Source organism: Paraburkholderia sp. RHO2 (assembly GCF_050955445.1).
Taxonomy (GTDB): domain Bacteria; phylum Actinomycetota; class Actinomycetes; order Mycobacteriales; family Mycobacteriaceae; genus Prescottella; species Prescottella agglutinans_A.
In genome coordinates this window covers 997,253-1,018,095 of the sequence record NZ_CP162617.1, presented here as the reverse complement: position 1 = coordinate 1,018,095, position 20,843 = coordinate 997,253, and the positions used below count along the sequence as shown (strand labels likewise).

Genomic DNA, 20,843 nt, shown 5'->3' with positions numbered 1-20,843 from the left:
AGGTATCCACAGTGACAAGCTCACCGCTCGATCGCCGCACGTTCCTCGGACGCACCGCCCTCGCCGGGCTCGGGGTGACGCTCGCGGGCAGTGTCGGCACCCCGTTCCGGCCCGCGCTCGCGTCCGCAGCGCCCGGCAGGGCCATCGGCTACGGACCGCTCGTTCCCGACCCCAACGGGATCCTCTCGCTGCCCGCCGGCTTCTCCTACACGATCCTGTCCCGTTCGGGAGAGTCGAAGCTCGACGACGGCTCCCCTGCCCCGGGCGACCCCGACGCGAACGGCGTGTTCGCGAACGGCAACGGCACGACGGTCATCGTGACCAACCACGAGATCGGCAGCGACGAACCCTTCGGCGTCCCGGTCGTCGACGGGCTCACCTACGACCCGGGAGCGCGCGGCGGCACCACCACGACCACGATCGCGCCGAACGGCTCGCGTCAGGGCCAGTACGTGAGTGTCGCCGGCACGGTGAACAACTGCGCCGGCGGCACCACCCCGTGGCGCACCTGGCTCACCTGCGAGGAGACCGAGGCCCGCGCCGGGTCGAAGGGCTTCACCCTGGACCACGGATACGTCTTCGAGGTCGATCCGGCCGGGCCGGCGGCGAACGTCGGCAAGAGCCCGGTCCCGCTGAAGTTCCTTGGTCGGTACGCGCACGAGGCGGTCGCCGTCGACCCGGCGTCGAACGCGATCTACCTCACCGAGGACGCGTCCGGCCCGAACGGCTTGTACTACCGGTGGACCCCGCCGACGGGCTTCCAGGGCGGCCCCGGCGCGCTGCACGCCCTCGCCCAGTCGGCGGGCGGCGACACGGCCGGCGTCCTGCAGGCGATGACGTGTTTCGCCGGTGACGTGCACGTGCCGGATCTGTCGCAGGCAACCGAGCCGGGCGTCCGCTACACCGTGCGCTGGGTCGACGTCCCCGACCGCGACGCGCAGACCACGTCGGTGCGCAAGCAGTTCACGAACGACCAGGTGACCCGCAGTCGCAAGCTCGAAGGGCAGTGGTGGGGCGACGGCGGCGTCTACTTCGTCGCCAGTTACGCCCGGACCAGCGACGGCAGCGTGGCCGAACACGACGGACAGGTGTGGTTCCACGACCCGGTCGCGCAGACCATCGAGCTGAAGACCCTCTTCGGCGTCAACCCGGATCCGTCCGTCGACACCGGCAACTACGACGGCCCCGACAACATCACCGTGTCGCCGCACGGCGGCGTGATCCTCGCCGAGGACGGCGAGGGGATCAACCACCTGATCGGGGTGACGGACAACGGCGAGCCGTTCCCGATCGCGCGGAACGAGATGAACGACAGCGAGTTCTGCGGTCCCGCGTTCAGCACCGACGGGAAGACGCTCTACGTGAACATCCAGTCCCCCGGACTGACCCTCGCGATCCGCGGACCGTGGCGTCGTCCGACGAGCCTGCCGTCCGGCTCGGCGAACTTGCCCTTCGGCTCGTAGGAGAGGGCCGGACCGTCCTGCCCCCGATGTCGGCGGTGACGACGTTCGATGCCGGGGGCGGGACGGAACGCCGGAGCGCGCGTTCGGAGGCGCACCGATGAGCCGCCCCGAGGACGGGTCGGAAACAAACGACCGAGCGAATGTGAATGCGACGGCCCAGGTCAATTGCCCGACATCAGTCGCGGAAGCGTCGCATCACTCTTTACTATCAACATATATCGCCTAGGTAAACTCTTCGAAACACGCGCCATACGACCGTTAGTTCACTGCCACACATGCAGGCCAGGGCGGTACGCCGATCGGGACTGCCGAACCGGAAGGTGGACCTCGACCCGAGCGCGCGTCCCCATTCCGCACCCGCCAGATCCGTATTGCCGAATGGAATTTCGAGCATGTAATTCCACACCACCGAATGAGTGGACATCATTCGACATGCATACCGCGCAAAAACGATCCGTGTGGACCCAATCGAGTAGGTCCACACGGATCGTCGGTCCGCTGCCAGGGCGGAGTGTCGCTCGAATCACCGCAGTTCAGAGATGCCGGATAACTCGACGACCGGAGGGCGCCCTACTTGGAGCTGCCCACCGAGGTGAGGAATTCGTGGCTGCCGACCGTCACGGACTTGAAGTCCAGCTCGGAGCTGAAATTGTTGTGCGCGAAGTTGAGGAGATTGAGGATCAGGTTCATGTCGTGACTAAACATTCGAGCCTCCCGAAATAGATTCGATGGATGTTGACTGCGCCACGCTAACACCGACACAGTCCCCACATCACCGACTTTTATAACGAATGCATAAACACCGCGCTGCCGCTATTCCGCCAATCCGCCCAGGTCGGACATTTCCTCCATTGTAGATATATTCGCCGAATTGCTCCATTTCGGGTAAAACTCGATCGGACGATCACCGTCGGTACACGACTAGGGTTTCGCACTTCAGGCACGCCCGCTACCTCGTCATCACGTCGGGCGACACCCGCGGTGTCAGTGGGCCAGGGCGCTGAAGACCTCCGCCCAGTTACCCCCGGCAACATTCAACGCATTCCGGGTCTCACGGAGCACGTCCTGAGCGATCTGCTCGAGCGTGGCCTCGCCGGCCGGCCCTTCGGCGCCCCGGATAACCCTGATGCCCTCGTCCGCTGCGGTGAACTGCTCTTCCCAGCGCCCGGCGGACGCCAGCAGGAACCTGAGGTGGTACGGGTAGGCGAAGTCAGGCACCGGCACCCCGGTTTCTGCAACGTTCTTCAGCGAGGCGATGATCGAGCGCAGCTGCTCCGACTCGAAGGAGCACGATTCCGGCTCCGCCAAACCCGACTCTTCGAGTGATACGTCGACGAGGTCCCGCCAGTACGCACGATCGTGAAGGCCGTCCCGCTGCTCCATGTGGATCTCCGCGAAGGCCGCCATGAGTTCGTTGTCGTCGATGAGTGGGGAAAGGACCAGGTCTTCGCTGTAGTCGTACCCGAAGAAGTACCGAGTGCCGTCGACCTCGATCGATTCGATTCCCCCGATGTGACGGTAATCCCGAAGCAGAGGTGCAGGAATGGCCGCCCGTCCCCCACCGTTGAGAGTTCCGCCCTCGTTGCATCCCTGGACGCCCATCATCGCTCCATTCATCCGCGAGTCCGACCCCGGCGATCGGAGTCGGCTGGAGAGTAGCGGTACGCGGCGACAAGCGAACCTCGACGTTCGGGAAACGCGAAACCCCCGCCAGGATGGACCTGACGGGGGTGTGCACGGTGCCCCCAGTAGGGCTCGAACCTACGACCTGCGGATTAAAAGTCCGTAGCTCTACCAACTGAGCTATAGGGGCGTGCGGCCAGCAGTCTAATGGGATCGAGACGATCGTGGAAACCTCGCCCCCGACAACGCCCGTCGCGGACCGGGATTCGCCGGAGTGTCCGGCCGTCGGCGCACCGGCGAGGGGTGGGGTGTGATACCGGTGCGCCGACAGCCGCCCTCCCCCGAAGGGCCCGACGAACGGTCGGACGAACTTGGTGGACGCCCCGCCTCCAGACTGACGGGGCGTCCAGCGGAACCGTCGACAGCACCCGGAACCGACGGCCCACCCCCGCGCAAGGAGGCACCAACAGATCACCACAATGCGTCTGCGCGCGAAAGGGTTCGACGCGATGTCAGGAGCAAGGGCCTCCGAACGGAGGACGAAGGTCCCCTCGCTCTCCGACGATCTCGACTCAGGGCCGCCACCGCTCGAGCTCGGCGTCCAGGCGCCGGTCGTACTCGGCCGCGAGCTCCCGCAGCGCCGCGGGGCAGTCACCACGGAACGCCGGCCCGTGCATCAGCCCCAGAACGCTCGGTTCCAGGTCCGCCAGCGAGCGCAGCGTCGCGCCGAGCGCCGGGGTGAGGGCGGTCGCATGACCGCGATCCTCCGCGTCCAATGCCGGTTCGACGATGTCGTTATCGGTCTCGGCGGGCGGTTTGCCGAACGCCGTGAAGAAGTCGCCGCACAGCAGTGTCGACGTCGTTTCCTCGAACATCAGCCCCGCGTCCCAGCCGTGCGGAATGTGCGGGGTGTCGATGTGCCGCACCCGGCGTCCCCCGATGTCGATGACCTCGCCGTCCTGCAGCGGGCGCGGCGGCCGGTCGGCCAGGAACCCGATCTGGACGACGCATCCCATCGCCCCGTGCGCGACCTCGGCCGCGGGGGCGGCGGCGAGCCAACGATTCATCGCTCCGCTCTCGTCGGCCTCGACGTGCCCGAACGTGACCCAGCGCAGCCGGTCGAGCGGCATCAGGCGGGATGCCGCAGCGGAGGCGGACTCGAACAGCATCGGCATCCCGGTGTGGAAGAGCAGGGGCTCCTCACCGAGCACGAGAAACTGGTTCATCGGCAGGTTGGCTTCGGCGACGAAGGTCGAGAGCCGGAAGATGTCGGGTGCGATCTCTGTGACGTCGGTGTCCACGGTTCACCTCGGAAATGCAGCCCTTGCCCAAGAGTGCGCCGGCATCCGGCGCCGTGACAAGACCCGTCACATCTCGGGGGCCGGCGACTCCCCCGGCGACTGAGGCTCCCGCTGGTGAAGATCGTTGCGGAGCCGGTGCAGTTCCTCGCCGCGCTTGCGGTACCGCCGCTGCAGGAAGACCGCGGCGGCGAAGATCAGCACACCGATGATCGCGCCCCACAGCGAGGCGCCGCGGAAACCGGGTGCGTCGACGTCCATGGTGCGTTCCCCGGCATGGGCGGCGCTGTTGGTTCCGAGCACCACCGAGAGGGTCAGCAGATTCGGGATCGCAATGACGAGGCCGAGGATCACACTCCCGATCACCCAGACCTTCGCGTGCTCGCGCCGACGCGACCGCCACGCAAAATAGAACAGCAGCAACGGAATCGTCGTGCACGCGATGCCGTAGAGCAGACCCCACGTGATGCCGAGCGAGAAGCTGCCGGACGACAGCGACCCCACGCGTTGCGACCACCACCGCGGCAGGAACGCGGCGAGCACGAAGTACCCGACGACGAGCGCCACGAGAATCACGGCGGCCCAGATCGCCTTCTTCACCCAAACCGGCATTCCCGCTTTCTGCGACGCCGGCGCACTGTGTGCTGCGGGCATGGATGCGTTGCTCATGGTCGTCCTCCCGTCGTGGACACTCCGTCCTCTGCAAGGACAACACGCGCCAGGGTTTTCGGCGCGATCAAGGTGTACGAGGTCCGTATCCACTCACGCAGTTGCGCCCACCAGTCGTCGGTCCCGGCGCGCGGCACCGGCACCGATACCCACCCGTGCCGACCGAGCCCGTAGCCGACCGGTTCGGCGCCGGATTCGGTCGCGAGGACCGCCGCCGCCTCGTCCTTGGTGAGTTTGAAGGACAGACTGGTCGCGTCGGCATCCGAGAACACGAAGTTCTTGCCACGCACCCGAAAACTGGGGTGCCCGCCCCACTCCTCGATGTCGACACGCTGCGCTTCCGGCAGTTCGTCGACGATCCGCTCCAACCGACTCATGTTGGCGACCATGGCGCGATTGTGTGCATCTGTCTTCCGCAGCCGCAAGACTTTCGGCGAGCCGATGACGAACTTCGATGTTTGGATTGTGCGATGACCCGGGCGCCTGCGCCCCCCCGACAACCGAACCCGAGGTGTCACCCCGATCATCGAGGCTGCGGCGGCACTCGTCACAGGCGGCGCGACTTGCCGAACAGCCATGACGCCGACACGAGCGCAACACCCAGCAGCGCCCCGATGAAGGCGACCGTCGCCGGCCACCCGCCCGAGGCGTATGCGATACCGGCACACGCGCCCGCGACACTCGAACCGAGGTAGTAGGCGAACAGGTACATCGACGACGCCTCGGCCCGGTGCTCGGTCGCGAGCCGGCCCACCCAGCCGCTGGCGACCGAGTGGGCGGCGAAGAATCCCCCGGTGAAGAGCAGCATGCCGACCAGCACGAGCGGCAGCACGTGAACCAGCGTGATCGTCAACCCGAGCACCATCGTCACCACCGCGCCGAGGAGCACGACGGCCCGGCCGAAGCGGTCGGCGGCGGATCCCGCCGCCGCCGCGGTGTAGGTGCCGGCGAGGTACATCAGGAACACCAGGCCCACCAGCGCCTCGGGCAGGGAGAACGGCGCCTCGAGGAGGCGGAAGCCGAGGAAGTTGTAGGCCGAGACGAATCCGCCCATCAGCAGGAAGCCCAACGCGAACAGTGTGGCGAGGGCCGGGTTCCGCAGGTGGCCGAGGAGATTCGCGACGACGATGCGCGGGTGCACATGCTGCGGTCGGAAGTGCCGCGACGGCGGCAGCGTGCGGGTCATCACCACCGCGAGCACCAGCGCCAGAATAGACGCGGCCTCCATCGCCCAGCGCCACGAGGCGACGTCGAGGACCGCCGACGGTACGAGCCTGCCGACCAGCCCCCCGATCGTCGTGCCCGCGACGTAGCGACCCATCGCGGAGCCGAGGTCGCGGGAATGGATCTCCTCGGCGAGGTACGCCATCGCGACCGCCGGGATGCCGGCGAGCGCGATGCCCTGCAGCGCCCGCCCGACCAGCAGCACGCCGATGTTCGGACTCAGCGGCAGCAGGACCCCGAGCATGCTCGACACCGCCGCGGAGGTGACCATCACGCGGGTGCGGCCGAACCGTTCGGACAGCACACTCGCCGGGATGATGGCGATCGCCACCAGCCCGGTCGTCACCGACACGGCGAGCGCCGCGACCGCCGGCGCCACCCCGAATGCGTCGGTCAGCGCCGGCAGCAGGGCCTGCGCCGAGTACATCGACACGAACGTGGTGAGTCCGGCCGCGAACAGTGCCACGGTGACGGCGCGGTACGCGCGCGAACCCCGGGTGGTCCGTTCGTCGAGACCCTCGCCCGCGCGATCGACGACTGTGCGATTCATGCCATTGCCTCCGCTGCTGCCTCCGTCAGCCATCTTTGCGAGTCGCCCGAGAGAAAGGAAATGCATCTATACACAGCTATTGATGCACGATGTGCATAAGCTGGGACCGTGGAATTGATCGACGGCCTGCGATGGTTCATCGCGCTGGCCGAGACAGAACAGGTCACCGCCGCGTCGGACATGCTGCGCATCTCCCAGCCCACGCTGTCGCGGCGATTGGCCCGGCTCGAGCGCGATCTGGGCGTGGAACTGTTCGACCGGCACGGCCGGCGTCTCGAACTCAACGACCGTGGCCGCGTGCTCCTCGAACACGCGCGTCGTGCATCAGCCGAACTGTCCGCCGCGCAGCACGAGATCGCGTCCTTCGACAGCCCCGACCGCGGGACGGTGCGGCTGAGCTTCCTGCACTCGTTCGGAACCTGGCTGATTCCGCGGGTCCTGCGCGCCTATCGGGAGCAGCGGCCGCGAGTGTCGTTCACGCTGTACCAGGACGCCGCGCAGGCCCTCGTCGAGCGGGTCGTCGACGGCCGCGACGACCTCGCGTTCGTCTCCCCCCGCCCCCGCACCGCACTGGTGCGGTGGGAGCCGATCACGCACCAGTGGCTCGCGCTGGCGGTCCCGACCGGACACCCGCTCGGCGAGGGGACGTCGCTCGATCTCGCGGCCGCGGCGAACGAGTCGTTCATCGTCATGCACGAGGACTACGGGATGCGCCGCATCTTCGACGAACTGTGCGCCGAGGCGGGCTTCGTGCCGAACGTCGTCTTCGAGTCCAGCGAACTGGCCACGATCGGCGGCCTGGTGTCCGCGTCGCTGGGCGTTGCGGTGATGCCGTGGCAGGAGCCTCACAGCTGGCCCGACGGCGTGAGCCTCGTCCCACTGCGCGGCGCCGGGCGCGACATCGGCCTCGTCTGGGCGACCGGCCGGACACTGCCGCCCGCCGCGGAGCGCTTCCTGAAATTCACAACCGATTCACAGGCGATCGAACCTGGAGAAACAGCTCCCCCGAAGGTCACCGACGTGTAACGTGCGCCACACTCGGCGCGGTGTGCGCATCGCAACTGCCGAGCCCGCGGACAGCGGGGACTGGGGGGGACCTGAGGCGGCGTCGCCAGTCGAAGCCTGCCCTCGATCTTCAAACCTACGGTAGCGTAGGTTTGCAGCACGCCCCGAAGAGCACATCAACGTCATTCAGCGTCACCGACTTTCATGGAGGCACACACAGATGTCGAGGGATCTCACTCAGCTCGAGCTGCTGCAGGAGCTGCAGCCTGTTGCCGAAGAGAACGTGAACCGGCATCTCTCCATGGCCAAGGACTGGCATCCGCACGACTACGTTCCGTGGGACGAGGGCCGTAACTTCGCCGCGATGGGCGGCGAGGACTGGGATCCCGAGCAGTCCCAGCTCGACGACGTCGCGAAGGCCGCGATGATCACCAACCTCCTCACCGAGGACAACCTGCCGTCGTACCACCGGGAGATCGCCGAGAACTTCTCACGGGACGGCGCCTGGGGCACCTGGGTGGGCCGCTGGACGGCCGAGGAGAACCGCCACGGCATCGTGATGCGCGACTACCTCGTCGTCACCCGCGGGGTCGACCCGGTCGAACTCGAGAACGCCCGCATGATCCACATGACGAACGGCTACAGCTCACCGGTCGGCGACAGCGTGGGACTGCTGCACTCCGTGTCGTACGTGACGTTCCAGGAACTCGCGACCCGCGTCTCGCACCGCAACACCGGCAAGGCCTGCCAGGACCCGATCGCCGACCGGATGCTGCAGCGCATCGCCGCCGACGAGAACCTGCACATGATCTTCTACCGGAACATCTGCGGGGCGGCGATGGACATTGCACCCGACCAGACGCTCAAGGCCGTCACCGACATCATCAAGAACTTCGAGATGCCCGGCGCCGGCATGCCGAACTTCCGCCGCAACGGCGTGCTCATGGCCAAGCACGGCATCTACGACCTGCGCCAGCACTTGGAGGAGGTCGTGCAGCCGGTGCTGCGCAAGTGGAACGTGTTCGACCGCACCGACTTCACCGCACGCGGCGAGAACATCCGCGAGGAGCTGGCCGCGTTCCTCGAGGATCTCGAGAAGCAGGCCACCAAGTTCGAGGAGATGCGCGACCGCGCGCTCGCCCGCGACGCCGCGCGCGCCGAGAAGGCCTCCTGACGGGTCGCCACCTGCCCCGTTGCAGCTATCCTGTGCCCGGTACCGGATTCGGTACCGGGCACAGTCTTTTCTCCCGAAGAAGTTATCCCGAGGTCTTCATGTCACCCCTGCGCATCGGTTCGCTCGAGCTGGGCAGCCCCGTCGTTCTCGCCCCCATGGCGGGCATCACGAACGTCGCCTTCCGCACGCTGTGCCGCGAACTCGAACTCGAGCGCGCCGGCAGCACGTCGGGTCTGTACGTGTGCGAGATGGTGACGGCCCGCGCGCTCGTCGAGCGCCACCCGGTGACGATGCACATGACCACCTTCGGCCCCACCGAGACGCCGCGGTCGCTGCAGCTGTACACGGTGGACCCGGAGGTCACGTACGCCGCGGCCAAGATGATCGTCGACGAGGACCTCGCCGACCACATCGACATGAACTTCGGCTGCCCGGTCCCGAAGGTCACCCGCAAGGGCGGCGGGTCGGCGCTGCCGTACAAGCGCCGGCTGTTCGGGCAGATCGTCGCGGCCGCCGTCAAGGCGACCGAGGGCACGAACATCCCGGTCACGGTCAAGATGCGCATCGGCATCGACGCCGACCACCACACCCACCTCGACGCGGGCCGCATCGCCGCCGCCGAGGGCGCCGCGGCCGTCGCGCTGCACGGACGCACAGCCGCCCAGCGCTACTCGGGTACCGCGGACTGGACCGAAATCGCCCGCCTCAAGGAACACGTCACCGACATCCCGGTACTCGGCAACGGCGACATCTTCGCCGCCGAGGACGCCGCCAAGATGATGGCCGCGACAGGCTGCGACGGCGTCGTCGTCGGACGCGGCTGCCTGGGCCGGCCGTGGCTGTTCGCCGAGCTCAGCGCCGCCCTCAACGGCAAGGAGATGCCCACTCCGCCGAACCTCGGTGAGGTCGCCGCGATCATGATGCGGCACGGCCGGCTGCTGGCCGACCACCACGGCGAGGACCGCGGCATGCGCGAGATGCGCAAGCACATCGCGTGGTACATGCGCGGATTCCCGGCCGGCTCGGAGCTGCGCAACGGGATGGCCCGGGTGTCGTCGCTCGCCGAGCTCCAGGGCTTCCTCGACCAGCTCGACCCGACGGTGCCGTTCCCGAAGGACGCCGAGGGCCCGCGCGGCCGCCAGGGCTCGCCCGGCACCGTCGCACTGCCCGACGGCTGGCTCGACGATCCCGAGGACACTCTCGTGCCGGCCGGGGCCGACATCATGCATTCCGGCGGATAGCACCGGACCGACCGCGGGCCGCGCCTAGACTCCGAAGAAGCTGCAGTTCCTCGAGGATTCTTCCGGAGGGAGACGCCGTGGCCTCTTCACCAGCCCATTCGGACACCTGGCCCACGCTTCGGGTCGCCGATTGGGAACCGACGCGCGACACCCTGCACATGTGGACGCAGGTGGTCGGGAAGGTGCGTCTGGCCCATGCGCCGCTGATCAACCACTGGTGGCAGGTGCCGTTCTACGTGAGCGCACGGGGGCTCACGACATCGGCGATCTCGTACCGCACTCGCGTCTTCGACATCGAATTCGACCTGTCGGGCCATCAGCTGGTGATTCGCGACAGCAACGGCGCCCACCGCGAGTTTCCGCTGGAGCCGATGACGGTCGCGGACTTCCACGCCCGGGTGATGCGGTCCCTCGACGAACTCGGCATCGAGACGCACATCCAGCCGACGCCCAACGAGGTGGCCACCGCGATCCCGTTCGCCGAGGACACCGTCCACGCGTCGTACGACCCGTCGGCCGCGAGCCTGTTCTGGAAGCAGCTCATCCAGGCCGATCGCGTCCTGCACGAGTTCCGGTCCCGCTTCATCGGCAAGGTGAGCCCGGTCCACTTCTTCTGGGGGTCGTTCGACCTGGCCTGCACCCGGTTCTCGGGCCGGACGGCGCCCGCACATCCGGGCGGCGCCCCCAACTGCGGCGACTGGGTGATGATCGAGGGCTACTCGCACGAGCTCTCGAGCTGCGGGTTCTGGCCGGGAGGCGGCGAGGAGGGCGCCTTCTACGCGTACGCCTATCCCGAGCCGGACGGCTTCGCCACCCACCCCGTCGAGCCCGAACAAGCGTTCTACAGCGCCGAGTTCCGGCAGTTCCTGCTCCCCTACGAGGCGGTCCGAACCGCCCCCGATCCCGACGCGACCCTGCTGCGGTTCCTGCAGTCCACCTACGAGGCCGCAGCCCAGAACGCGGGTTGGGACCGCGCTGCGCTCGAATGCGATCCGCATCGGTGGCACACCGCGCGGTGACCCGCGACACGTCACGGGGTGAAGTGCGACAACACTTCTCCAGCGCGCAGACTGATGCCGCCGGGGGCGTCGGTAAGTATCATGGCGACGTCGTCGAGCGACGGTACTTATTTGGAGGCGGAGAGGTCAGGGCGAATCGGTGGGTGACGAGAACAATCCCAGTCACGCCGCGCCGGAAGGCCGAGCGCCCTGGGAGCGCCCGCTAGCCGATCGTCGTTACCGCGAGGAGCAGGCCCGACGGGGCCGCCACGAATCCGAGCCCGAACCCGTCGACACCAGCGAACGCCTGTCCGTCGCCGAACTGATGCAGAAGATGGGACGGCCGGTGCCGCCGGCCGTCGACCAGCGCGGACGCTCCGACGAGCCCGAATACGGGTACGGATACGAACAGGGGTACGAGCCCGAGTACGGGTACAAGCCCGAGTACGAGGCGGCCGGCCCACCCCCGACCGGTCCCGACGCGGCGACCGAGATCATTCCCGCCGTCACCGACGATTACTACGACGACGACGGCTACGACGACGCGCCCGAACCCGGCCCACCGAACTGGGTGGAAGAGGCGGTGACCGCGTCACCGCAGGCCGTCGGCAGCCCGAGCCGGACGCGGCTGGCCGCGAGCAAGGACCGCAAACGCCGCAAGCTGCTGACGATCGGGCGGTCCGCGGTCGCGTTCGTCGCGGTGATGGCGCTGGTCGTGACCGGCGGAGTGTGGGGCTACCTGCGCACGACCGAGGGCCGCTTCGCGCAGATCGCCGCGCTCGACACCGACTCCACCGATATCGTCGACCCCGGCGGCCAGACCGGCGACGAGACGTATCTGATCGTCGGCACCGACACGCGTGCCGGCGCGGCCGGTGCGGTCGGGGCGGGCACCGTCGAGGACGCCGAGGGCGCCCGTTCGGACACCGTCATGCTGGTGCACATCCCGGCCGACCGCAGCCGGGTCGTCGCGGTGTCCTTCCCGCGAGACCTCGACGTGGAGCGCCCCGAGTGTCAGGGCTGGGACAACGAGACCGGCACGTACACCGACGAGACGTATCCGGCGGCCGATGGCGACAAGCTCAACGCCACCTACGCGCTCGGCGGACCGAAGTGCCTGGTGAAGGTCATCCAGAAGATGTCGGGCGTGAAGATCCGTCACTTCGTCGGCATGGACTTCGCCGGTTTCGAGAGCATGGTCAACGGCGTGGGCGGCGTCGAGGTGTGCGTCCCGCAGCCCCTGGTCGACGGCGAACTCGGCACGATCCTGCCGACCGCCGGCACCCAGACCCTCGACGGCAAGAAGGCGCTCGACTACGTGCGCGCCCGCCACGTCGAGGCGGAGGGGAACGGCGACTACGGCCGGATCAAGCGACAGCAGTTGTTCCTGTCGGCGCTGCTGCGTGAGGCGATGTCGAGCAAGGTGCTGTTCGATCCCGGCAAGCTCAACAGCTTCATCAACGCGTTCACCCAGTCCACGTTCGTCGAGAACATCGACACCAAGTCGCTGATCACGCTCGGTCAGTCGCTCCGCAACGTCGACGCCGGCGCCGTCACCTTCATCACCGTCCCGACGGCCGGTACCAACGACTGGGGCAACGAGATCCCCCGACTCGACGACATCAAGGACATCTTCCAGGCGATCATCGACGACGAACCGCTGCCGGGAGAGAAGCGGACCGACGACAAGCAGGACACGTCGACCCCGCCCCCGCCCGCGGCGCCGAGCCAGTCCGCGGTGAGCCCCGAAGAGGTGAGCGTGCAGGTCTCGAACGGCTCGGGTGTCTCCGGGCTGGCCGCGACCACCGCCGACCGGTTCGCCGCGTACGGGTTCCAGATCTACAGCGTCGGCAACTACAGCGGCACGAGCACCCAGACCATCGTGCGGTTCGCCCCCGGGCTCGAGGCCGAGGCGGCGACCGTGGCATCGTCGATTCCCGGGGCGGTGCTCGAGCAGGCGTCGGGACTGGGCACCATCGTCGAGGTGGTCCTCGGGAGCGAGTTCGACCGCACGCTGACGGCCCCCGCCGAAGCCGGTTCGCCGCTCGACATCAGCTCCGCGCGGATCGGTGCGGCCGAGGACGTCGAGCTGCCCGCGGACCTCGCCGTGACAAACGCGACCGACAATCCCTGCGCGTAGCCCTGAACTGCGCCGGGCATTCACCCGGCGTTCATCTGACCGTGGTGACTTGGTTTCCGCCACGCCGTAGGCTGTGACCTCATGCGCGTCGCTTACAACGAACAGATGACCGAGCTCGCGGATCTCCTCGGCGAGATGGCGGGTTTGGCCGGGGCGGCCATGGAGAAGGCCACCCAGTCGCTCCTGCATGCCGATCTCGAGCTGGCTGAGCAGGTGATCGGAGAGCACGAGAAGATCACCGAGCTCAGCGTGGTGGCCGAGGAGCGCGCCTTCGCGTTGCTCGCACTGCAGGCCCCCGTCGCCGGTGACCTGCGCTCCGTCGTCAGCGGCATCCAGATCGTCTCCGACATCGACCGCATGGGCGCGCTCGCGCTGCACGTCGCCAAGATCACGCGCCGCCGCCACCCGAACCATGTCCTCCCCGAGGAAGTCAACGGCTACTTCGCCGAAATGGGTCGCATCGCCGTCTCGCTCGGCGCGGGTGCCAAGGAGGTTCTCGAGACTCGGGACCCCGAGCGCGCCGCGAAGCTCCGCGAAGAAGACGACGCGATGGACGACCTGCACCGGCACCTGTTCAGCGTCCTCATGGACCGCGAGTGGAAGCACGGTGTGGCCGCGGCCGTCGACGTGACCCTGCTGGGCCGCTTCTACGAGCGCTTCGCCGACCACACCGTCGAGGTCGCGCGCCGGGTCATCTTCCTCGTCACCGGCAAGATGCCCGAAGACCCGCGCAACGAGTCCGACGACCTCACGTCCTACCCCGAGCTGTGACGGTTCGCCGGGGGCGTGCGCGCCCCCGGCGATACCCCAGCTCCCGAGGTGTCAGGCGCCCTCACCGGAGAGGTACGCGCGCTGCACGGCGTCCAGATCGGCCGCGATGTCGGCGGCCGGACCTTCGAGGATGACGCGCCCACGCCGCATGACGTAGACCCGGTCTGCCACCTCGAGCACCTGACGAACATGCTGCTCCACCAACAACACTCCGACACCGTCGGTGGTCGCGGCGTCCCGCACGACCTCGAGCAGGCGGGCGACGATCTGCGGCGCCAGGCCCAGTGACAACTCGTCGGCCAGTAGCAGTTTCGGTTTGCGGGCCAATGCGCGGGCGAGCGTGAGCATCTGCTGCTCGCCACCCGAGAGCAGGCCCGCCTGCCGGCGCAGCAGACGGCGCAGTTCCGGGAAGATAGCGCATGCGTCGTCCGCGGACACTCCGGCCAGTCGCAGATTCTCCGCGGTCGTCAGGCCCATGATCACCGAACGCTCCTCGGTGACATAGCTCAGTCCACGTTTCGACAACTGCGCCAACGACATCCGCTTCGGCTGATCGAGCACTCGGACGCTCCCGGAGATGGGGGCCAGCTCGCCCGCCGCGGTGAGCATCGTCGTGGATTTCCCGGCCCCGTTGGCGCCGATCAATGCCACCACCTCGCCCGCCCGAACCGTCAGGTTCAGGTCCCGGCACACCGCGGCGCCGCTGTATCCGGCACTCACACCGTCGTATTCGAGGACCGTCGTCCGGTTCTCGGTATCCGTCTGCACGGTCGTCGTCACGTCGTCGCCTCCGTCGTTGCACTGTCGGCATGCGTTCCCAGGTAGGCCGCCTGCACGCGCTCGTCGGCGGCCACCTCCTGCGGCGTCCCGTCGGCGATCACACGGCCGGCCTCCAGGACCACGAGCCGGTCGCACGCGGACATCACCAGGTCCATGTCGTGCTCGATCAGCAGCACCCCCGCGCGACGTCGATCGGCGAGCATCCGGATGCCGTCCGCCAGTTCGCGGCTCTCCACCTCGTCCAGCCCCGCCGCGGGCTCGTCCAACAACACCACCGACGGTCCAGACGCGACGGTCCTGGCAATGCCGACGAGTCGCCTTCTGCCGTAGGACAGTTCGCTCGGGAATGCGTCGAGATCCTCGGACAGCTCGAAGTCGGTCACGGCGGCGGACGCCGTCGGCGAGAACGGATGTCGTCCCGGGCGGATCAGGTCGGTCACCCACGTATGCCAACCGGCGTTGTCCGCGCCGGCGTGGATGTTCTCGGCAACCGTGATGTCCTCGAACAGTTCGAGCGACTGGAACGACCGCCGCAGTCCCGCCCTGGACCGTCGTGCTGCACTCCATCCGACGACGTCGTCGTCGCCCAGCAGCACCTGGCCACTCGCCGGGGTGACGAACCCTGTCACGGCGTCGATCACGGTCGTCTTACCGGCGCCGTTGGGGCCGATGAGCCCGACGACCTGACCCGGTTCCACGTCCAGGCACACGCCGTCGACTGCCGTCACACCGCCGAACCGCACGGTGAGGTCGCGCACCGACAGGGCGAGCGCCGGCACCGGCTCGAGGTCGAAGTCCCGCACCGGCGACAGTTCGTGTGCGCGGCGGTGGCGGTGCGGCCGGTTCGGACGCAGCCGGCGCGCCAGCGCGCCACGCAGCCGGGAGAGCATGTCCGCGAGGCCGTTCTGGTTCGTCAGCAGGATCACGATCAACACGACGCCGCCGATCAGCGTCGAGATCACCCCGGTTGCCTCACCACTCTCCATGAGTCGGCTGAGCACTGCGCCGGGAGCCAGCAGAGCACCGACCACCGCGCCGATGACGAATCCCAGACCGCCCGTGACGGCCTGGACGACGGCGTTGATGGACGAGAAGACGTTGAATTCGAAGTAGGTGACCGCAATGTTGCGCAATCCCAACAGGATTCCCGCAACCGCTGCGAGTCCGGCGGCGAAGGCGAAGGCGTACAGCTTGACCGCGAACACGCTGATGCCCAGCGATGCGGCCGCGCGTTCGTTGGTCCGCACCGCGATCAGGCGCCGGCCGGTACGCGACCGCCGCAGGTTGGCCACCATCAACGCAGCGACGACGAGGACCACGAGACACAGCAACGCCCAGCGCTCCGGATGGCGGGTGGCCGAGACATCGAGGCCGAGCAGGCTCACCTCGTCGATCCGCACCGCTCCCTGCAGCTTGTCACCGGTGAAGGTGGGGTTGTTGAACACCATCTCCTGCACCGTGAATCCGAGTCCGAGCGTGACGACCGCCAGGTTCACCCCCCGGGTGCGCAGCGCGGGGAGGGCCAACAGCACGCCCACCAGCGTCACACCGATGACGCTCACGAGGGCGGCCGGGATCAGCGGCCAACCGGCCTGCCCGACCAGTCTCGCGGCGACCAGGGCGCCGAGCCCGCCGACGGTGTACTGGGCCAACGACAGCTGACCTGCGAATCCGGTCAGGACCACGATCGAGAGCAGGAACACGGCCGCGGCGAGTGTGGCCGTCAAGGATCTCAGCCAGTCGCCACCGGAGACGAGCACCACCACCACGACCACAGCGACCGCGACGGCGAGCAGTGGCCAGTCGATGCGGCCGGTACCCAACCGCGGGAGTCGATCGGCGACGTGGCTCCGCAACGGCAGGCCCTTACCGCGGACGACGAGCACCACCAGGATCACCAGGAAGGGCACCGCTCGGTTGACGCCGGTGAGCGTCTCCATCCCCAGCAGGTCTCGAATGTCGTCCTGGTAGAGCGCGACCACGCTCTCCCCCACACCCAGGACCAGTCCCCCGAGCAGGGTGAGCGGGAAGGAACGAAAGCCACCGAGGAGCGCCGCCGCGAGCGACGAGACGGTGACGATGACGACGAACGCGTTGGGCGTCAGGCCTGTGAGCGGCGCGACGAGGACGCCCGCGGCACCCGCGAGGCCGCCGCCGACCGTCCACGTCAGCGACGCGAGTCGCTGCGGCGACCAGCCCAAAGCGGCGGTGGCACGTTCGTTCTCGGCGGTGGCGGTGATCGCCAGTCCGACCCGCGTGAACCGGGTGGCCGCCCACAGCACCACCGTCGTCGCCACCGCGATGCCGAGCAGGATCAACCGGTCCTGCTGCACCACGATGTCACCCCAGTGGTAGGCGCTGTTCGGCAGGAAGGCCCGCACTCGAATGGATTTCGATCCGTAGTACTGCTGGACTCCGGCCTGCAGGATCACGAGAAGACCCAGGGTGGCAGCGAGCCGAACGATCGGGGCTGCCGTCGCCAACCAGCGCAACACGAGCTGTTGGAACAGGAATCCGATTGCGGCGGCCACCAGGACAGCCACCACGAACGCGGGCAACAGCGACCAATGTTGCTTGCGCTGGAGGGTTTCCAGGCAGACGTAGGCCGCGACCATCGCGATCGCACCCTGGGCGAAGTTGACCACGCCCGAGCCGCGGTAGACGAGGACGACGCCCTGCGCGAGCAGCGCATACGCCGATCCGGCACCGAGACCGAGAATGGCGAACTGCAGTAGTTCCGTCATGTGAACCTCCGGGGAGACCGAAGCGGGGCCCGGCTGACGGAGCCGGACCCCGCACGGACGGGACTACTACTACTGGGTGCGCAGGTCGAACATGTTCGGATCGGTCACCACGACGTCACCGTCGAACGTCATCTTGTACATCATCGAGTTCGACACGCGCTGGAACATGCCCACCGGCTGCACGGCGTTCGGCGTCCATGCGGGCACGAGCCCGGCCATGTCGATGTCCTTGGCGTTCTGGAAGCCCTGCATGACCGCCGGCGCATCGATGGTGCCGCTGAGGGTCTCGGCGACCTCACCGAACGCCCGAACCGACAGCCAGGAGAACAGCTCCGTGCCGTTGAGGTTCTGGCGTTCCAGATCCTCCTGACCCGACGCCGACATGTCGTCGAGGAACGGAACCAGACCCGGGAACTGGTCGGTGCTCGACGACGGCGCCGGAACCGGGCTGGTGTAGATCGACGAGGTCGCGAAGGTCCCCAGGTTCTGCAGGTCGGCCTGCGTGAAATTGGTGGCGGGCATGGCGAAGGACAGCTTCGAGCCGAGCTGTTCGAATGCGTCCGCGATCTGGTTGGATTCGGTGGCCGTCAACGCCATGAGCACGCCCTGCGCACCGTTGCGTTCGGCCGCGGCGACGAACTGGGTGTAGTCGGTGGCGCCTGGACCCACCGCCACCTCGTTGACGATCTCGGCGCCCTTAGCCTGCACGGCCGGGGTGAGCATCTGGGTCAGCATCGCGGTGACCGGGACGTCCGGGCGCATCACCGACAGCTTGGTCTTGCCCTCGGCGACCAGTGCGTCCACGTTGGCGAACAGCGTGAGCAGCGAACCCGCGAACGGGGTGAACACGTTGGGCGACGTGAAGTCGGCCATGTTCATCGGGTTCATGCCGACCCGCGGGATGCCGGCCGTCGCGAGGATCTGCGACACCGACTCCGGTGAGGCGACGGTGAAGTCCGCGAGCGTGGCGGTTACACCCTCGCTGACCATCTTGTTGGCGCAGTCGACCTCCTTGTTGGGGTCGCCCATCGTGTCGCACTGGATCAGCTCGAGCGGACGCCCGTTGACACCACCGCGGTTGTTGAACGCGTCGATCGACGCGGTCATGCCGGCACCCATGTTCGCCACCGACAGGCCACCGGCCTGGATCGACAGGATCTGACCGACCTTGATCGGCTCGCCGGTCGCGGGATTCTGGGCCGGGTCGGCGGAGCTGTCGTCGCTGCATCCCGAGGCGACGAGGCCGACGGCAGCGAGGGCTGCGATGGCCGGAGCAAGAGTCTTCAGTTTCACGTGAGGTGTCCTCCTCGGTGGGCGCTGCACATTCCGGACAGCGGCACTGCCCGAGCCGGAACGCCCCCAGACGTCGCCCAGGGTCCCGTCCGACCTGAAGGAGGAGCGTAATCAAAGATTGAGCAAAGTTTGGGCGATTCCGGCAATCGAGCGAAAGTCCGGGTAAACGGCCCCGACATGCAAGGAAGACGCTGGTTGACACCCGACTGGCTAACTGTCAATTCACTACCCACGAGACCCGCCCCGCGGTCCGGAAACGGGCATGATCGAGAGGTGATCGATCGCCGGACAGCCCGGACCACGGCCTGGGTATTCGCCGCGGTCTGCTGCGGGCTGGGTGCGGCGGGCCTCGCGGCCTCGGGCGCGAACGTGGAGAACCGCTTCGTCGTCCTGCTGGCCGCGCAGACACCGGTGCTGCTCGTGATCGCGTTGCTCGGCGCCGTGGTCGCCGCGTTCGCCGAGCGGTGGATCGCCGAGTCCGCATGCCTCGTCGTCTGCGCGCTGGGCGCCGTCCTGCTCAGCCCGCTCTACATCCCGGGCGCGGCCGACATCTCACCCGACGACGCAACCGGACCGACCGTGCGCGTCATGCAGGCCAATCTCAAAGTGGGACAGGCCGATCCGTCGGCTCTGGTGCGCACGGTTCGCGATCGGTACGTCGACGTCCTCACCGTCCAGGAGCTCACCGACGAGTCCATCGCTGGACTGCACGCCGCGGGGCTCGACGACCTACTGCCGCACCGGTTCGTCGTGTCGTACGGGCCCGGCGGCGAGGGCGGCGGGATCTACAGTCGTTTCCCACTGTCGAATACCCGCATTCTCGACGGCTTCGTGTCCGCGAACCTCTCCGCGGACCTCGATGTCGGACTGCGAGAACCCTTGGCCCTCTTCGCCGTCCATCCCGCACCCGCGTACCTGTTCCCCGCGCCCGTGTGGGCGGCCGAGCTACGCGAACTGCACTCGGAGCTCGAGTCGAGCGCGGTGCGGGACAACGTGGTCGCGAGCGGGGACTTCAACGCAGGCTACAGCCAGCGCCAGTACCGGGCGCTGCTCACCGGCGGATACGCCGACGTCGCCGACCAGCTGGGCGCCGGGCTGGTGCCCACGATGCCGGCCGGTCGGCGGATCCCCGCGCTGATCGGCATCGACCGGATGATCACCAAGGGAGCGGCCGCCACGAGCCTCGAACGCATCGACATCGCCGGCTCCGACCACCACGGTCTGCTGGTCGACATCCGGCTGACGAATCCTTTTGCCGGTCAGAGCACCCCGTAGCCGACGACCTCCGGCACGTCCGCGACGGCGAACCGGTGCGCCTTGATCGCGTCGGCCTCGTTGCCGCCGACCGTGGTGAGAGTGCCTGCGTCGTAATCGATCACGAAGTTGGTGTGCTGACCGAACGGGCTACCCGGTGCATACAGCACCACGTCCCCGGTCCGAGGGACGTACCCGGAATCGACGGGCCGGAACCGCCCGGCTGATTCGTAGAACTCCTGCAGCGTGTACACGCCCGGAATCCGCCACGATCCCGAGTTCGGGTTCGACAGCGGCTCCCCCACCTCGCGCAGCGTCCAGCTGACGAAGTCGGCACACCACGATTCCCGGACGCCCTCGGCGTACTTGGTGCCGGGCGGCTGCGCGTCGAATTCGGTGCGCAGCACGTCGAGGATTCGTTCCTGCGTCGGTTCGAGATCCGTTCCGGCGGCCGGGAAGGACGTCAGTTCGGTACCGACGATCGCCCCGCCGCGCCACGGCGACCACCACGCCACGCCGACGGCGACGAGAATCACCGCGGCGAGCGCCGCCACACCCAGCGACCGTCGTCGCCGCCTCGTCGCGAGCCCTGCCGAGCCGTCCCGATCCGTCATCG

At 68.0% G+C, this 20,843-nt stretch carries 18 protein-coding genes and 1 tRNA gene; 8 read left to right on the top strand and 11 right to left on the bottom strand.

Going from position 1 to position 20,843, the window contains the following annotated elements:
- The first annotated feature begins 11 nt into the window (after nt 1–11).
- Complete coding sequence (locus ABTV10_RS04590; RefSeq protein WP_499032867.1) at nt 12–1,463, top strand: alkaline phosphatase PhoX; 1,452 nt, start codon at nt 12–14, stop codon at nt 1,461–1,463.
- A gap of 570 nt (nt 1,464–2,033) precedes the next feature.
- Here the strand turns inward: ABTV10_RS04590 and ABTV10_RS04585 are convergent.
- From ABTV10_RS04585 to ABTV10_RS04555, 7 genes are all read right to left on the bottom strand, one after another.
- Entirely contained in the window at nt 2,034–2,168 is a 135-nt protein-coding gene (locus tag ABTV10_RS04585; RefSeq protein WP_499032865.1) for a hypothetical protein, read from the bottom strand.
- 279 nt (nt 2,169–2,447) lie between these two features.
- On the bottom strand, nt 2,448–3,080 hold the full coding sequence (locus tag ABTV10_RS04580) for a hypothetical protein (RefSeq protein ID WP_499032863.1): 633 nt from the start codon (nt 3,078–3,080) through the stop codon (nt 2,448–2,450).
- A gap of 123 nt (nt 3,081–3,203) precedes the next feature.
- Nucleotides 3,204–3,276 (bottom strand) — tRNA-Lys (locus ABTV10_RS04575).
- A gap of 382 nt (nt 3,277–3,658) precedes the next feature.
- Nucleotides 3,659–4,387 carry an oxygen-binding di-iron domain-containing protein gene (locus tag ABTV10_RS04570; protein ID WP_499032862.1) on the bottom strand — a complete coding sequence of 243 codons (729 nt, stop codon included), beginning with the start codon at nt 4,385–4,387 and terminating at the stop codon, nt 3,659–3,661.
- A 66-nt stretch (nt 4,388–4,453) separates the two neighbouring features.
- Nucleotides 4,454–5,053 (bottom strand): hypothetical protein, encoded by a 600-nt coding sequence (locus ABTV10_RS04565; protein ID WP_499032861.1) that lies wholly within the window; start codon nt 5,051–5,053, stop codon nt 4,454–4,456.
- Entirely contained in the window at nt 5,050–5,442 is a 393-nt protein-coding gene (locus tag ABTV10_RS04560) for an MmcQ/YjbR family DNA-binding protein (RefSeq protein WP_499032859.1), read from the bottom strand. The genes ABTV10_RS04565 and ABTV10_RS04560 overlap by 4 nt, the downstream gene beginning before the upstream one ends.
- 158 nt (nt 5,443–5,600) lie before the next feature.
- On the bottom strand, nt 5,601–6,827 hold the full coding sequence (locus tag ABTV10_RS04555) for an MFS transporter (RefSeq protein WP_499032857.1): 1,227 nt from the start codon (nt 6,825–6,827) through the stop codon (nt 5,601–5,603).
- A 108-nt stretch (nt 6,828–6,935) separates the two neighbouring features.
- Here ABTV10_RS04555 and ABTV10_RS04550 point away from each other — a divergent pair, with 108 nt between their 5' ends.
- The 6 genes from ABTV10_RS04550 (at nt 6,936) to phoU (ending at nt 14,156) form a co-directional block, all read left to right on the top strand.
- Nucleotides 6,936–7,853, top strand: a complete 918-nt coding sequence (locus ABTV10_RS04550) for a LysR family transcriptional regulator (protein ID WP_499032856.1) — start codon at nt 6,936–6,938, stop codon at nt 7,851–7,853.
- A 199-nt stretch (nt 7,854–8,052) separates the two neighbouring features.
- Nucleotides 8,053–9,006: an acyl-ACP desaturase gene (locus ABTV10_RS04545; RefSeq protein ID WP_499032855.1), complete on the top strand. Its 954-nt coding sequence runs from the start codon at nt 8,053–8,055 to the stop codon at nt 9,004–9,006.
- Between the two features lie 98 nt (nt 9,007–9,104).
- Complete coding sequence (dusB, locus tag ABTV10_RS04540) at nt 9,105–10,247, top strand: tRNA dihydrouridine synthase DusB (RefSeq protein ID WP_499032853.1); 1,143 nt, start codon at nt 9,105–9,107, stop codon at nt 10,245–10,247.
- A gap of 77 nt (nt 10,248–10,324) precedes the next feature.
- Nucleotides 10,325–11,266 (top strand): DUF5996 family protein, encoded by a 942-nt coding sequence (locus ABTV10_RS04535; protein ID WP_499032852.1) that lies wholly within the window; start codon nt 10,325–10,327, stop codon nt 11,264–11,266.
- Nucleotides 11,267–11,405: 139 nt separating this feature from the next.
- Nucleotides 11,406–13,385 (top strand): LCP family protein, encoded by a 1,980-nt coding sequence (locus ABTV10_RS04530; protein ID WP_499032850.1) that lies wholly within the window; start codon nt 11,406–11,408, stop codon nt 13,383–13,385.
- Nucleotides 13,386–13,466: 81 nt separating this feature from the next.
- Entirely contained in the window at nt 13,467–14,156 is a 690-nt protein-coding gene (phoU, locus tag ABTV10_RS04525) for a phosphate signaling complex protein PhoU (protein ID WP_433610214.1), read from the top strand.
- A gap of 51 nt (nt 14,157–14,207) precedes the next feature.
- Here phoU and ABTV10_RS04520 read toward each other — a convergent pair whose 3' ends face one another.
- The 3 genes from ABTV10_RS04520 to ABTV10_RS04510 form a co-directional block, all read right to left on the bottom strand.
- Nucleotides 14,208–14,936 (bottom strand): ABC transporter ATP-binding protein, encoded by a 729-nt coding sequence (locus ABTV10_RS04520; protein ID WP_499032847.1) that lies wholly within the window; start codon nt 14,934–14,936, stop codon nt 14,208–14,210.
- A complete protein-coding gene (locus ABTV10_RS04515) occupies nt 14,933–17,680 on the bottom strand; it encodes an ABC transporter permease subunit (protein ID WP_499032845.1) in 2,748 nt (915 codons plus the stop codon). Before ABTV10_RS04515 ends, ABTV10_RS04520 begins: the two co-directional genes overlap by 4 nt.
- A 69-nt stretch (nt 17,681–17,749) precedes the next feature.
- A complete protein-coding gene (locus tag ABTV10_RS04510; RefSeq protein ID WP_499032843.1) occupies nt 17,750–18,973 on the bottom strand; it encodes an ABC transporter substrate-binding protein in 1,224 nt (407 codons plus the stop codon).
- A gap of 273 nt (nt 18,974–19,246) precedes the next feature.
- On the opposite strand from ABTV10_RS04510, the gene ABTV10_RS04505 reads away from it, so the two are divergent.
- Complete coding sequence (locus tag ABTV10_RS04505) at nt 19,247–20,248, top strand: endonuclease/exonuclease/phosphatase family protein (protein ID WP_499032840.1); 1,002 nt, start codon at nt 19,247–19,249, stop codon at nt 20,246–20,248.
- On the opposite strand, the gene ABTV10_RS04500 is transcribed toward ABTV10_RS04505, so the two are convergent.
- Nucleotides 20,233–20,841 (bottom strand): CHAP domain-containing protein, encoded by a 609-nt coding sequence (locus ABTV10_RS04500; protein WP_499032838.1) that lies wholly within the window; start codon nt 20,839–20,841, stop codon nt 20,233–20,235. The genes ABTV10_RS04505 and ABTV10_RS04500 overlap by 16 nt on opposite strands.
- Between the last annotated feature and the right edge of the window lie 2 nt (nt 20,842–20,843).